Source organism: Streptomyces sp. NPDC002573, assembly GCF_042889625.1.
Taxonomy (GTDB): Bacteria; Actinomycetota; Actinomycetes; order Streptomycetales; family Streptomycetaceae; genus Streptomyces; species Streptomyces gibsoniae.
Genome location: NZ_JBIARC010000012.1, coordinates 1 through 13171 on the forward strand (window position 1 = coordinate 1; position 13171 = coordinate 13171).

Here is a 13171-nt window from a genome sequence, read left to right on the forward strand (position 1 = left end):
GTACTCACCCGAGAGACTCTCTCAGGCTTTCCTCCGGGCGCTTCCCTTCGGTGTTTCCGACTCTATCAGATCTTTTCTCGACCCGATTTCCTCGGTGCTTTCCGGCCTTTCGGCCTTCCGGCGGTGTTGACTTTATCAGATCCTGTCGGGCTCTTTTCGAGCTCTTCGGGTCCTGATCCCCGGTCAAGGGGTCGTCGTTCCGGCCCTTGGGCCGTTCCGACGAGTGAGACTTTAGCGGATTCCTTGCTCCCGAGCTAATCGGGGGCTGCGTCCTCGCAAATGCTTCGAACGCGGATTCCTCATTCCGAAAATACGCACGCCGAAACACACGGCGCTGTGACGCCGATGTTCGGTGAGTACCTGCGGAGTGGCTGCCCGGGGACCGACCAGAGTCGGCGCTCACGTCGGACAACTCGGAGAACTGTACGGATCGGCCTGGGGTGTGTCAACTCGGTGCCCTACCGCCCCCTGCAGGCGTACTCTCTTGTCCATGACTTCGCGTACGTGTACCCAGCAGTGGTGGGCCGCCTGACGGCGGCCGGACTCACGTATGCACTCAACGGCCGCCGCTTCGGCGGCCGTTCTCGTATCTCCTCCACAAAGGGGCGGCCGGCCGGCAGCGGCGGTCCCGACCAGAAGGTGGAGAGATGACACGGGTCTTCAGCGGGATCAAGCCGACCGGGCACCTGACGCTGGGCAACTACCTCGGTGCCATGCGGCGGTGGGCCGACGTGGACCAGCACCAGTCCGACGCCCTCTTCTGCATCGTCGATCTGCACGCACTGACCGTGGACCACGATCCGGCGCGGGTGCGCAGGCTCAGTCGCCAAGGGGCGACGCTGCTGCTGGCGTCGGGGCTCGACCCCGATCTGTGCACCGTGTTCGTACAGAGCCATGTGGACGAGCACGCTCGGCTGTCGTACGTGCTGGAGTGCGTGGCCACCGACGGCGAGATGCGGCGCATGATCCAGTACCGGGAGAAGTCAGCGCGCGAGCGGGGGCGGGGCGGGAGTGTGCGGCTGTCGCTGCTGACGTATCCCGCGCTGATGGCGGCGGACATCCTGGCGTACGCGGCCGACGAGGTTCCCGTGGGCGACGACCAGCGGCAGCATGTGGAGCTGACCCGGGATCTGTCCGTGCGGTTCAACCAGCGTTACGGGCACACCTTCGTGGTGCCCCGGGCGACCCGCCCGCAGGTCGCGGCCAGGGTCATGAACCTGCAGGACCCGACCTCGAAGATGGGGAAGTCCGACGACTCGGGGCCGGGGATCGTCTATCTGCTCGACGAGCCGGACGTGGTGCGGAAGAAGATCATGCGGGCCGTGACGGACAGCGGGTCGGACGTCGTGTACGACCGGGAGACCCGGCCCGGGGTGACGAACCTGCTGGAGATCCTGGCCGCCTGTGAGGGGAGCGACCCCCAGAAGCTGAGCGGCGCCTACGGGTCGTACGGGGCTCTGAAGAAGGACACCGCGGAGGCCGTCGTGGAGCTGCTGCGGCCGGTGCAGGAACGGCACAAGGCGCTGTGCGCGGACCCCGGATATGTGGACGGGGTGCTGTGGGCCGGGGCGGAGCGGGCCAGAGGGATGGCCCGGCCGCAGGTGGACGCGGCGTACCGGGCGATCGGGTTGCTGCCGGCGGGGTGAGGGATCGTTGCCCACCGCCGGTCCCCCCGGCGGTGGGCAGCCCCGTCAGCTGTTGCCGGACGCCAGCTCGCGGCTGCGGTCGCGGGCCGCTTCCAGCGCGGCGATCAGGGCCGCTCGTACGCCGTGGTTCTCCAGCTCGCGGATGGCGTTGATCGTCGTACCGGCCGGGGAGGTGACGTTCTCGCGGAGCTTCACCGGGTGCTCGCCGCTGTCGCGGAGCATGACGGCCGCGCCGATCGCCGACTGGACGATCAGCTCGTGGGCCTTGTCGCGGGGCAGGCCGAGCAGGATGCCCGCGTCGGTCATGGCCTCGACCAGATAGAAGAAGTACGCGGGGCCCGACCCGGACAGGGCGGTGCAGGCGTCCTGCTGGGACTCGGGGACGCGGAGCGTCTTGCCGACGGCTCCGAAGATCTCCTCGGTGTGGGCGAGGTGGGCCTCGGTGGCGTGGCTGCCGGCCGAGATGACGGACATGGCCTCGTCGACGAGGGCGGGGGTGTTCGTCATGACGCGGACCACCGGGGTGCCGGCGGTGAGGCGTGACTCGAAGAACGAGGTGGGGATGCCGGCGGCGCCGCTGATGACCAGGCGGTCGGCGGGGATGTGCGGCGCGAGTTCGTCGAGGAGCGTGCCCATGTCCTGGGGCTTGACGGTGAGGATGAGGGTCTCGGCGGTCTTCGCGGCCTCGGCGTTGGAGACCGGGGTGACGCCGTGGCGGCTGCGGAGCTCCTCGGCCCGTTCCCGGCGGCGGGCGGTGACCAGGAGGTCGGCGGGGGCCCAGCCGGCTCGGATCATTCCGCTGAGCAGGGCCTCGCCGATCTTTCCGGTGCCGAGGACTGCGACTTTCTGGGTCATGTGCGGGTGCCCTCCGGGGTTGCGTCGTCCGGGTTCATCCTCGCACCGGGGCGGGCGTGCGGGGCGGGCTGTCCGGTGGGCGGGACACGGGCCCGGTCCCGCACCGCCCCTATGCCGTGCGTCGCCTGAGGGTCGCCGCTCCCAGCCCGAGCACCAGGAGTGCGCAGCCCGCGACGATCAGTACGTCCCTGACGAACGACGCCGTCATGTCCGTATGGCGGAGGACCTCGTTCATGCCGTCCACCGCGTAGGACATCGGGAGGACGTCGGAGAGCGCCGTCAGCGCCGGGTGCATGTCCGAGCGGGGGGTGAAGAGGCCGCAGAGCAGGAGCTGGGGGAAGATCACCGCCGGCATGAACTGGACTGCCTGGAACTCCGAGGCCGCGAACGCGGAGACGAACAGGCCGAGGGCCGTGCCCAGCAGGGCGTCGAGCAGGGCCACCAGCAGGAGCAGCCAGGGCGAGCCGGTGACGTCCAGGCCGAGGAACCAGACGGCCAGTCCGGTGGCCAGGGCGGACTGGATGATCGCGAGTGTGCCGAAGGCGAGGCCGTAGCCCGCGATCAGATCCGCCTTGCCGAGGGGCATCGCGAGGAGGCGCTCCAGGGTGCCGGAGGTGCGTTCGCGCAGGGTCGCGATCGACGTCACCAGGAACATCGTGATCAGCGGGAAGATCCCGAGGAGCGAGGCTCCGATCGAGTCGAAGGTGCGCGGGCTGCCGTCGAAGACATAGCGGAGCAGAACCAGCATCAGACACGGGACGACCAGCATCAGCGCGATGGTGCGCGGGTCGTGGCGAAGCTGGCGCAGCACTCGGGCGGCCGTGGCCGTCGCGCGGGAGACGGTCAGGGCCCGGGCCGTCCCGGCCTGGTGGGTGGTGGGCGTGGTCATCGAACCGTCTCCTTTCCTGCCGTCCGCTGCTCCGTCGCCTCGTCGACGAGGTGCAGGAACGCTTCTTCGACCGTCTCCGCGCCGGTACGGGTGCGCAGGGCTTCCGGGGTGTCGTCGGCGAGCAGCTCCCCCTCCCGCATGAGCAGAAGGCGATGGCAGCGCTCGGCCTCGTCCATGACGTGCGAGGAGACGAGGAGGGTGGCGCCGCGGTCGGCCGCGAGGCGGTGGAAGAGGGCCCAGAGGTCGCGGCGCAGGACCGGGTCGAGACCGACCGTGGGCTCGTCGAGGACCAGGAGTTCCGGGGTGCCCAGCAGCGCGACCGCGAGGGAGACGCGGCTGCGCTGGCCGCCGGAGAGGTTGCCGGCGAGGGAGTCGGCGTGGGAGGTGAGGTCCACGTCGGCGATGGCCCGGGTGACGTTGTGGTGGCGGCGGTCGGCGGCGGCGCGGCCCGGGTCGAGGATCGCGGCGAAGTAGTCGAGGTTCTGGCGGATCGTCAGGTCGGCGTAGACGGAGGGCGCCTGGGTGACGTAGCCGATCCGGGAGCGCAGGGGCGCGGAGCCGGCGGGCAGGCCGAGGACCTCCAGGGTGCCGGTGACCTTGGCCTGGGTGCCGACGATCGCCCGCATGAGGGTCGACTTGCCGCAGCCGGACGGGCCGAGCAGCCCGGTGATCCGCCCGCGCGGAACGGTGAAGCCGAGGTGGCGGAGGACCGTGCGGGTGCCGCGGCGGACGGTGAGGCCGTCGGCGTGGACGGCGGGTGTGGTGGGTGCGGTGGGAGCGGATGCCGGCGCCTCGGGCCCGGGTGGGTGCGCGCGACGATTATTCATCATGCGATGAATATGGCGCGCACGGGTCCGGTCGTCAAGGGGCGAAGGTCCCCGGCAGGGGGTCCTGGAGTCGATACGGCGAAGCCGCCGGGCCGGTGCGGACGCAGGGGCTCGGCGGCTTCGGTCCTGTTCGGGGGGACGCCTCGGGGCTACGGACGTCGCGCCACGATCAGCAGGACGTCGTAGACCTCCTCCACGAAGCCGTCCGGGAAGGCTTCGAGGAGGTGCTCCCGTTCCTCGGCGAGGAAGGTGCGTGACCCCTTCTCTCCGTGGACGAGGAAGAGCGAGTGGCTGCCGATGTTGGCGAGGTGGAGGTCGACGGGCACCGTACGGCTCCAGCGCACCACGCGGTGGACGTGGGCCGGGATCTCGGGGGCGCCCTTGAAGGCGAGTTCGGGACGCGTGCCGCCGGCGCCGTTCTTGGTGGCGTTCTCGGTGCCGAAGTACCGCTTGATGCGCTCCGCCTGCGCGGTGATCCAGGGCACGTCCGGGGCGTCCATGTTCCACCACAGCGCGAGCGCGCCGCCCGGGCGCAGGACGCGCAGCGCCTCCGGGACCGAGCGGGCGACGTCGGTCCAGTGCCAGGACTGGGCGTAGGTGAGGAAGTCGACGGAGGCCGTGGCGAGCGGGAGGGCGTTGCCGTCGCCGCGCAGCAGCGGGACGTCGGGGAGGGTGCGGCGGAACTCGGCCGCCATGCCGGCGCCGGGCTCTATGCCGAGGACCTGTGCGCCTCTGGCCCGCAGGAGGGCGGTGGCGATGCCGGTGCCGGCCCCGACGTCCGCGACGCGGGCGCCGGTCAGGGGGCGGTCGGCGAGTTCCTCCAGCGCGTCGAGGAGGGCGGGCGGATAGGAGGGGCGGTTCGCGGCGTACTGCGCCGCGGCGGCGTTGAACGAATGGGCTCGCACGGAGCTGGACGGCACGGTCATACGTCCATGGTGGCCCGCCGCGGGTGCCGGTACGGCGGGTTTCCCCGGTGCCGGGTCCCGGGAGGTGAGGGGCGGGCCTCCGGTCAGGAGCGGCGCTTGCGGGCCGGGTTGCCCGTGCGGCGCGACGCGCGCTTCTGGTGGGCGGCGCGGGCCTTGTCGTACTCCTCGCGGTGCAGCTTCTCGCCGGGGGCCTCGATCAGCGAACGGATGAAGTAGGCGACCAGCGAGCCGAGGAAACCGATCGCGAGCAGGCCGCGCAGCGAGGACCGGCGCTCCGGGTCGGGGCGCTTGCCGAAGGCCTCCCAGGTGTGGCCGAACGCCAGCGCGCTGCAGACCGCGAACATCACCACGACCAGCACGGTCACGAGTGTGCCGACGTCGGCGATCTGCAGGCCCTGGTAGGCGAAGCGCAGTACGAGGGCGGAGACGACGGCGGCCAGGAGGGAGCCGACGGCCACCGCGGCGCGCCGGGCGCCGTAGCCGCCGTCGTGATCCACCCAGGTCGTGCCGAAGAAGCGGATCGGTTCGGGGCGGGGTCCGCCAGGGGTGTCCGGAGTGCCGTTCTCGTCGCTCACGCGTCGATTATCACCCCGGCGGCGGGCAGGGCCCCGCCCCGGTCCTGCTCAGCCGCAGCGGGAGGCGACGTAGCCGTCGCTGCCCGTGTGCACATAGGAGTCCGCGACATACTCACCGTCGTCGATGCTGTCCCAGATGTTGCTCGTGCCGTAGGGGCCGGTGACCGTCGTCCCCGGCGTCTGGCAGTAGATCGGCACCTTGGCGCCCTCGGGCAGAACCCGGACGACGCCGTAGCCGGTGCCGGGGCCGCTGCGGACGTTGAGCCGGACACCCGGGGCCACCGAGTAGTAGCGCACGGCCGCGACGGACTCCGTCGCGCCGTCGCCCTGGGCTTCTCCGACCTGGTCGACAGACATGGAATACCTCCCCCCGTTGAGCCCCATGACTGTCATGGGGTCCCGTTCATCCCCTGCGCACCACGCCGCGAAACACGATGAGACACGCCCGCGGAGGCTAGCAAGCCGCCTCTGACTCGCACGAGTCATCGACTAGGCTCCGTGCGTCGCGCGCGCGGACGAACTGTCACGGGGGTGGTCGAATGGCGCCACAGCGCAACACCGGAGCGGGCGCGGAAGCGGAACTTCCAGAGTACGCCGGTCACTACCGTCTGGAGTCCTGCCTCGGCTCCGGCGGCATGGGTGTGGTGCATCTGGCCAGGAGCACCTCGGGGCTGAAGCTCGCGGTGAAGGTCGTACATGCCGAATTCGCCAAGGACCCGGAGTTCAGGGGGCGTTTCCGGCAGGAGGTGGCCGCCGCCCGGAGGGTGAGCGGAGCCTTCACCGCACCGGTCGTCGATGCCGATCCAGAGGCCGCGCGACCCTGGATGGCCACCTTGTTCATCCCCGGTCCGACCCTGTCCGACCATGTGAAGCGGAACGGGCCCATGGCGCCGGCCCAGTTGCGCCGGCTGATGGCGGGGCTCGCGGAGGCGCTGCGCGACATCCATCGGGTCGGGGTCGTGCACCGGGATCTGAAGCCGAGCAACGTGCTGCTCGCCGAGGACGGCCCGAAGGTCATCGACTTCGGCATCTCCCGGCCGAAGGACAGCGAACTGCGCACGGAGACGGGCAAGTTGATCGGCACGCCGCCGTTCATGGCGCCCGAGCAGTTCCGGCGGCCCAGGGAGGTCGGACCGGCCGCCGACATCTTCGCGCTCGGGTCCGTCCTGGTGCACGCGGCGACGGGCCGCGGGCCGTTCGACTCCGACAGCCCGTATGTCGTCGCCTACCAGGTCGTGCACGACGAGCCGGATCTGACCGGTGTGCCGGAAGGCCTCGCGCCGCTGGTCCTGGGCTGTCTGGCCAAGGAGCCCGAGGACCGGCCCACTCCCGACGAGCTGATGCGGGAACTGCGGTCGGTGGCGGCGTCGTACGACACCCAGGCCTTCATACCGTCCCAGCGCGGCGACGACACGCAGAGCGGCACCTCGGGGGACCGGTCGAACGGCACTCGCGGTGACACGCCGGATGACGTCCCGAGTGACACGACGAGTGACACCCCGAGCGGTGCGCCGCCGCCCGAGTCCCGTGCCGGGAAGCCGGGCCGGCGGCCCCGGAGCCTGCTCGGACGGATGGCTCTGGTGGCGGGAGCGTTCAGTCTCGTGGTGGGCGGCGCATGGACCGTCGTCCGGCTGCTCGACGACGACGGCCCCACGCCGGACGGTCCCCGGACCACGCTGGCCGCGTTCCGCACCTGGGAGGCGAAGCCCGCGTCCGGAGACAGTGTCGTGCCGCAGTGCTCCTACGGTGCGGACAAGCTGCTGTGCGGACAGTCCGGTCTGGTCTTCGCCCTCGACCCGTTCGACGGCTCCGTGGTGTGGCGGCACAGGGACGCCCCGGCCGTCCGCAGCGGGCCCCCGGTACTCTCGGGCGGTCTGGTCCAGCCGTTGCCGGCCCGGATCCAGCGTCTGGAGGCACTGGATCCCGGTTCGGGCCGGACCCGCTGGCACCGGCACACGCCCGCCTACACCGCGATGCGGCAGGCGGGGGGCATGCTCCTGCTCACCGGTGCCGACGGGACGGTCACCGGCGTGAACAGCGCCTCGGGGAAGACCGAGTGGAGCCACCGGATCCCCGGTCAGAGCATGCCGTACTTCACCTCGTTCACCGGGGACCCGCTGGCGTACGCCGTGAGCACGTCCGGCGACGGGTCGGGCACGCGGGTCACCGCGGTGAACGCGGAGACGGGCGACGTGCGCTGGGACGCCCGTATGAAGGGAAACCTCACGCCCTTCGGCAGCGAGAACGGGTCCGTCTTCCTTCTCTCCGAGGATCCGGTCTACGGGCGCTCGCAAGCCGTGGTCCGCTACACCCCCGCGTCGCGGTCGACACGCACCGTCGCGCTGCCCCTCCCGCTGGACGGCGCCCATGCCACCGTCCACGGCAGCGCGGTCTATCTGCTGGCCGCCGGCGGCACGCTGGAGGCCGTCGACATGGACCGGCACCGACAGCTCTGGCACGTCGAGACGTCCGTGAGCCGCGGATCGGCGCCGGTCGCGGACGGCGGGCACGTCTACTTCACCTCGGCCGACGGACGGCTGCTCGCGTTCGACGCGGGTGACGGCCGGCTCCTCGGCCAGACCCGGCCGCGCCTGGGCACCCATGCCGACCGGGTGCCGGCCGCGCTGCCGGAGCCCGTGATCGTCGACGGCCATGTCTACGCGGGCGCCCCCGACGGCACCGTCTTCGGTGTGGACGGACGTGATCCGTCGCTCTGGTGACGTGCGAGGGGGCCGCTCCCGAAGGAACGGCCCCCTCGCACGTCGCCGGTCAGCCCGGCTCCGTCACGTGGTTCAGCCCAGCTTGGTCACGTCACGCACCGCGCCCTTGTCCGCGCTCGTCGCCATCGCGGCGTAGGCGCGCAGGGCGGCCGAGACCTTGCGGTCGCGGTTCGCGGGGGCGTAGACGCCGTTCAGGGCGGCGCGGCGGGTGTCCAGCTCGTCGTCGGACACCAGAAGGTCGATCGTGCGGTTCGGGATGTCGATACGGATGCGGTCGCCGTCCCGGACCAGGGCGATCGTGCCGCCCGAGGCCGCCTCCGGAGAGGCGTGGCCGATCGACAGGCCCGAGGTGCCGCCGGAGAAGCGGCCGTCCGTGACCAGGGCGCACGACTTGCCCAGGCCGCGGCCCTTCAGATACGAGGTTGGGTACAGCATCTCCTGCATGCCGGGACCGCCCTTGGGACCCTCGTACCGGATGACGACGACGTCGCCCTCCTTGATCTGCTGGGTGAGGATCTTCTCGACGGCCTGCTCCTGCGACTCGCAGACGACCGCGGGGCCCTCGAAGGTCCAGATCGACTCGTCGACGCCCGCCGTCTTCACCACGCAGCCGTCGACCGCGAGATTGCCCTTGAGGACCGCGAGGCCGCCGTCCTTGGAGTACGCGTGCTCGGCCGACCGGATGCAGCCGCTCTCGGCGTCCACGTCCAGCCCCTCCCAGCGCTCGGACTGGGAGAACGCCTCGGCGGAGCGGACGCAGCCGGGGGCCGCGTGCCACAGCTCGACCGCCTCGGGGGACGGGGAGCCGCCGCGGACGTCCCACGTCTTGAGCCAGTCCGCGAGGGACGGGCTGTGGACGGCGTGCACGTCCTCGTTGAGCAGGCCCGCGCGGTGCAGCTCGCCGAGGAGGGCCGGGATGCCGCCGGCGCGGTGCACGTCCTCCATGTAGTACGTGCGGTCCTTGGCCACGTTCGGGGCGACCTTCGCCAGACACGGCACCCGGCGGGAGACCTCGTTGATCTCCGCGAGACCGAACGGGACGTCCGCCTCCTGGGCGGCGGCCAGCAGGTGCAGGATCGTGTTGGTCGAGCCGCCCATCGCGATGTCGAGGGCCATCGCGTTCTCGAAGGCCGAGAAGGTGGCGATGCTGCGGGGCAGGACGGTCTCGTCGTCCTGCTCGTAGTAGCGGCGGGTGAGGTCCATGACCGTGCGGGCCGCGTCCTCGTACAGCGCCCGGCGGGCCGTGTGGGTGGCCAGGACCGAGCCGTTGCCGGGGAGGGAGAGGCCGATCGCCTCGGTCAGGCAGTTCATCGAGTTAGCCGTGAACATGCCGGAACAGGAACCGCAGGTCGGACAGGCGTTCTCCTCGATGCGGAGGATGTCCTCGTCGGAGACCTTGTCGTTCACGGCGTCGGAGATCGCGTCGACCAGGTCGAGCGTACGGACCGTGCCGTCGACCAGGGTGGCGCGGCCGGACTCCATCGGGCCGCCAGAGACGAAGACCGTCGGGATGTTCAGGCGCAAGGCCGCCATCAGCATGCCCGGGGTGATCTTGTCGCAGTTGGAGATGCAGACCAGGGCGTCGGCGCAGTGGGCCTCGACCATGTACTCCACGCTGTCCGCGATCAGGTCGCGGGAGGGGAGGCTGTAGAGCATGCCGCCGTGGCCCATCGCGATGCCGTCGTCGACGGCGATCGTGTTGAACTCGCGCGGGATGCCGCCCGCCTCCCGGATCGCCTCGCTGACGATCCGGCCGACCGGCTGGAGGTGGGTGTGGCCGGGCACGAACTCCGTGAAGGAGTTGGCGACCGCGATGATCGGCTTCCGTCCGATGTCCGCACCGGGTACACCGGAGGCGCGCATCAGGGCGCGGGCGCCCGCCATGTTGCGGCCGTGGGTGACAGTGCGGGACCTCAGCTCGGGCATCGTCGCCAGCTCCTTCGGAGAGTTCTCAGCTCATGTCGAGCGTACGCCGGTGCTCCAAGGGACGGACGCGACCGTCCGTAATGCGGGACGGGTGTTTCGGGAGCACGGCGGGGGCGGGGTGGGGATCCGGCAGTCGGCGGAGGGCCGCTACCAGGCGTGTTCAGGGCCGGGTCGCGGTGGCCGGGGTGTCTCAGGGGTTGGTCATATGCCCCTGCACCACCGGTGCCAGGCGCGCCACCAGCTGCTCCACGTCGGCCGACGCCACCGGCTCCACCTTGATCACGTACCGCAGCATCGCGACGCCGACCAGCTGCGCGGCCGCCAGCTCGGCGCGCAGTTCCGCGTCGGGGAGGCCGAGCTGCCCGGAGATGCGGCGCAGCAGCTGCGCGACGAGCAGCTTGCGGAAGACGGCGGCCGCGGTGTCGTTGTTCACGGCGGAGCGGACGATCGCGAGCAGCGGCGCACGGGTCACGGGGTTCTCCCAGACGCCGAAGAAGAAACGGGTCAGGCGCTCGCCGACGGCGTCCCGGGGGCCCTCGGCGAGCGCGTCGGGCGCACTCAGGGCGGGCGCGACGGCGAGCGCGATGGCGGCCTCGAAGACCTGTTCCTTGGTGCCGAAGTAGTGGTGCACGAGCGCGGAGTCCACGCCGGCGGCCTTGGCGATGCCGCGGACGGACGTCTTCTCGTAGCCGCGCTCGGAGAACTCCTCGCGGGCCGCCTCCAGGATGCGGTCCCGGGTGGCGGGGGCCGCCTCCGCCTCCCTGCGGCTGGGCCGTCCCCTGCCGCGGCGGACGGGGCCCGCTCCCGTCGTCCCGGCCGGTCCGGTGCTCCCGGTCACGGACGGACCTCCTCGCTCACCCGCGGGACACCTTCGCGGCGGACGCGAGGTGCAGACGTGTGAAGGCGAGCGCCTCGGCGAGGTCGGCCTCACGCTCGGCGGCGGACATCGCGCGCCGGGTGTTGACCTCGATGACGACGTACCCGTCGAAGCCGGTGAGCGCGAGCCGCTCCAGGACCTCGGCGCAGGGCTGGACGCCGCGGCCGGGGACGAGGTGCTCGTCCTTGCTGGAGCCGTTGCCGTCGGCGAGGTGGACATGGCCGAGGCGGTCGCCCATGCGCTCCAGCATCTGCAGGGCGTCGGAGCGGGCCGTGGCGGTGTGGCTCAGGTCGATCGTGAAATGACGGTAGTCGTCCCTCGTGACGTCCCAGTCGGGGGCGTAGGCGAGCATCTCGCGGTCGCGGTAGCGCCAGGGGTACATGTTCTCCACGGCGAACCGCACATCCGTCTCGTTCGCCATGCGCCAGATGCCGTTGACGAAGTCGCGGGCGTACTGCCGCTGCCACCGGAAGGGCGGGTGGACGACGACGGTGCCCGCGCCGAGCTTCTCGGCGGCCTTGCGGGCGCGCTGGAGCTTGACCCAGGGGTCGCTGGACCACACCCGCTGCGTGATCAGCAGACAGGGGGCGTGAACAGCGAGAATGGGGATGTGGTGGTAGTCGCTGAGCCGGCGCAGCGCCTCGATGTCCTGGCTGACGGGATCGGTCCACACCATGACCTCGACGCCGTCGTACCCGAGGCGCGCGGCGATCTCGAAGGCCGTCGCCGTCGACTCCGGATAGACGGAGGCCGTCGACAGGGCGACCTTCGCATCCGGGATGCGCACCACTGGTTCTGCCACGAGGGACAGGGTACGGGGCGGCGCCTTGACATGGAGGGGCGGTCGCTCAGGGCGGGGTGTGGGAAGGCGCACAGCACCGCGCGGCACCCGTGCCGGGCGTCGCGCGCCGGTGAACCTCTCCGGACAGCGCCTAGCCCGCCGCCATGTGGTCGAGACGGCGCAGGATCACGCCCTCGCGCAGGGCCCACGGACAGATCTCCAGGGCCTCCACACCGAACAGGTCCATCGCGCCCTCCGCGACCAGCGCGCCCGCGAGGAGCTGGGCCGCCCGGCCCTCGGACACGCCCGGGAGGTCCGCGCGCTGCTCGGCCGTCATCCCGGCGAGCTGCGGCACCCAGGCCTCCAGGGACTCCCGCTTCAGCTCGCGCTGCACGTACACGCCCTCGGCGGAGCGCGCCGCGCCGGCGAGGCGGGCGAGCTGCTTGAAGGTCTTGGAAGTGGCGACGACGTGGTCGGGCACCCCGCGGCGGCTGAACTCGCCGACCGTACGGGCGATCTCGGTCCGCACATGGCGGCGCAGCGCTTTGATGTCCGCGGGATCCGGGGGATCGCCGGGGAGCCAGGACGCGGTGAGCCGGCCCGCGCCCAGCGGCAGCGACACCGCCGCGTCGGGTTCCTCGTCCATGCCGTAGGCGATCTCCAGCGAGCCGCCGCCGATGTCGAGGACGAGCAGCTTGCCCGCGGACCAGCCGAACCAGCGGCGGGCCGCGAGGAAGGTCAGCCGTGCCTCCTCAGCGCCGGTCAGCACCTTGAGCTCGACGCCGGTGGCCTCATTGACGCGGGCCAGCACGTCGTCGGCGTTGCTCGCCTCGCGCACCGCGGACGTGGCGAACGGCAGCAGGTCCTCGACGCCCTTGTCCTCGGCGGCCTGGAGGGCGTCACGGACGACGGCGATCAGCTTCTCGACCCCTTCGGGGCCGATGGCGCCGTCACCGTCGAGCAACTGGGCGAGCCGTAGTTCCGCCTTGTGCGAGTGCGCGGGCAGCGGACGCGCGCCGGGGTGCGCGTCCACCACCAGCAGATGCACCGTGTTCGAACCCACATCAAGGACACCGAGTCTCATGTACGGAACGCTACTGCCAGTACGACGATCCTCAGGCCCTCAGGCGGCCCGGAGCCACTTACCCT

The 13171-nt window shown here is 71.4% G+C and carries 12 protein-coding genes; 2 read left to right on the forward strand and 10 right to left on the reverse strand.

The window, feature by feature from the left end; all coding sequences use genetic code 11:
• The first annotated feature begins 647 nt into the window (after positions 1-647).
• Positions 648-1646 (forward strand): tryptophan--tRNA ligase, encoded by a 999-nt coding sequence (gene trpS, locus ACFYX0_RS13955; RefSeq protein ID WP_388970071.1) that lies wholly within the window; start codon positions 648-650, stop codon positions 1644-1646.
• A 45-nt stretch (positions 1647-1691) separates the two neighbouring features.
• Here trpS and proC read toward each other — a convergent pair whose 3' ends face one another.
• The 6 genes from proC to ACFYX0_RS13985 all read right to left on the reverse strand — a co-directional run bounded on the left by proC (position 1692) and on the right by ACFYX0_RS13985 (position 6075).
• On the reverse strand, positions 1692-2501 hold the full coding sequence (gene proC, locus ACFYX0_RS13960; RefSeq protein WP_311694753.1) for a pyrroline-5-carboxylate reductase: 810 nt from the start codon (positions 2499-2501) through the stop codon (positions 1692-1694).
• A gap of 109 nt (positions 2502-2610) precedes the next feature.
• Positions 2611-3390 (reverse strand): ABC transporter permease, encoded by a 780-nt coding sequence (locus tag ACFYX0_RS13965; protein ID WP_388970073.1) that lies wholly within the window; start codon positions 3388-3390, stop codon positions 2611-2613.
• Positions 3387-4220 carry an ABC transporter ATP-binding protein gene (locus ACFYX0_RS13970; RefSeq protein ID WP_388970075.1) on the reverse strand — a complete coding sequence of 278 codons (834 nt, stop codon included), beginning with the start codon at positions 4218-4220 and terminating at the stop codon, positions 3387-3389. Before ACFYX0_RS13970 ends, ACFYX0_RS13965 begins: the two co-directional genes overlap by 4 nt.
• Positions 4221-4366: 146 nt before the next feature.
• Positions 4367-5143, reverse strand: a complete 777-nt coding sequence (locus tag ACFYX0_RS13975; RefSeq protein WP_388970077.1) for a class I SAM-dependent methyltransferase — start codon at positions 5141-5143, stop codon at positions 4367-4369.
• Positions 5144-5226: 83 nt separating this feature from the next.
• Positions 5227-5718 (reverse strand): EamA/RhaT family transporter, encoded by a 492-nt coding sequence (locus tag ACFYX0_RS13980; RefSeq protein WP_355912835.1) that lies wholly within the window; start codon positions 5716-5718, stop codon positions 5227-5229.
• 48 nt (positions 5719-5766) lie between these two features.
• Positions 5767-6075 carry an SH3 domain-containing protein gene (locus ACFYX0_RS13985; protein ID WP_388970079.1) on the reverse strand — a complete coding sequence of 103 codons (309 nt, stop codon included), beginning with the start codon at positions 6073-6075 and terminating at the stop codon, positions 5767-5769.
• A 182-nt stretch (positions 6076-6257) separates the two neighbouring features.
• On the opposite strand from ACFYX0_RS13985, the gene ACFYX0_RS13990 reads away from it, so the two are divergent.
• On the forward strand, positions 6258-8438 hold the full coding sequence (locus tag ACFYX0_RS13990) for a PQQ-binding-like beta-propeller repeat protein (RefSeq protein WP_388970081.1): 2181 nt from the start codon (positions 6258-6260) through the stop codon (positions 8436-8438).
• Between the two features lie 72 nt (positions 8439-8510).
• Here the strand turns inward: ACFYX0_RS13990 and ilvD are convergent, their stop codons facing one another.
• The 4 genes from ilvD to ACFYX0_RS14010 all read right to left on the reverse strand — a co-directional run bounded on the left by ilvD (position 8511) and on the right by ACFYX0_RS14010 (position 13106).
• Positions 8511-10364, reverse strand: coding sequence for a dihydroxy-acid dehydratase (gene ilvD / locus ACFYX0_RS13995; RefSeq protein ID WP_388970083.1), 1854 nt, complete (start codon positions 10362-10364; stop codon positions 8511-8513).
• A 190-nt stretch (positions 10365-10554) separates the two neighbouring features.
• Entirely contained in the window at positions 10555-11202 is a 648-nt protein-coding gene (locus tag ACFYX0_RS14000; RefSeq protein WP_388970085.1) for a TetR family transcriptional regulator, read from the reverse strand.
• 16 nt (positions 11203-11218) lie between these two features.
• Positions 11219-12043: a sugar phosphate isomerase/epimerase family protein gene (locus tag ACFYX0_RS14005; RefSeq protein ID WP_388970087.1), complete on the reverse strand. Its 825-nt coding sequence runs from the start codon at positions 12041-12043 to the stop codon at positions 11219-11221.
• A 130-nt stretch (positions 12044-12173) separates the two neighbouring features.
• On the reverse strand, positions 12174-13106 hold the full coding sequence (locus ACFYX0_RS14010) for a Ppx/GppA family phosphatase (RefSeq protein WP_388970089.1): 933 nt from the start codon (positions 13104-13106) through the stop codon (positions 12174-12176).
• Positions 13107-13171 lie beyond the last annotated feature (65 nt).

Excerpts from the sequence above, each read along its gene's own strand:
- trpS (WP_388970071.1), top strand. The coding sequence starts at position 648 with ATGACACGGGTCTTCAGCGGGATCAAGCCGACCGGGCACCTGACGCTG.
- proC (WP_311694753.1), bottom strand. The coding sequence starts at position 2,501 with ATGACCCAGAAAGTCGCAGTCCTCGGCACCGGAAAGATCGGCGAGGCC.
- ACFYX0_RS13965 (WP_388970073.1), bottom strand. The coding sequence starts at position 3,390 with ATGACCACGCCCACCACCCACCAGGCCGGGACGGCCCGGGCCCTGACC.
- ACFYX0_RS13970 (WP_388970075.1), bottom strand. The coding sequence starts at position 4,220 with ATGATGAATAATCGTCGCGCGCACCCACCCGGGCCCGAGGCGCCGGCA.
- ACFYX0_RS13975 (WP_388970077.1), bottom strand. The coding sequence starts at position 5,143 with ATGACCGTGCCGTCCAGCTCCGTGCGAGCCCATTCGTTCAACGCCGCC.
- ACFYX0_RS13985 (WP_388970079.1), bottom strand. The coding sequence starts at position 6,075 with ATGTCTGTCGACCAGGTCGGAGAAGCCCAGGGCGACGGCGCGACGGAG.
- ACFYX0_RS13990 (WP_388970081.1), top strand. The coding sequence starts at position 6,258 with ATGGCGCCACAGCGCAACACCGGAGCGGGCGCGGAAGCGGAACTTCCA.
- ilvD (WP_388970083.1), bottom strand. The coding sequence starts at position 10,364 with ATGCCCGAGCTGAGGTCCCGCACTGTCACCCACGGCCGCAACATGGCG.
- ACFYX0_RS14010 (WP_388970089.1), bottom strand. The coding sequence starts at position 13,106 with ATGAGACTCGGTGTCCTTGATGTGGGTTCGAACACGGTGCATCTGCTG.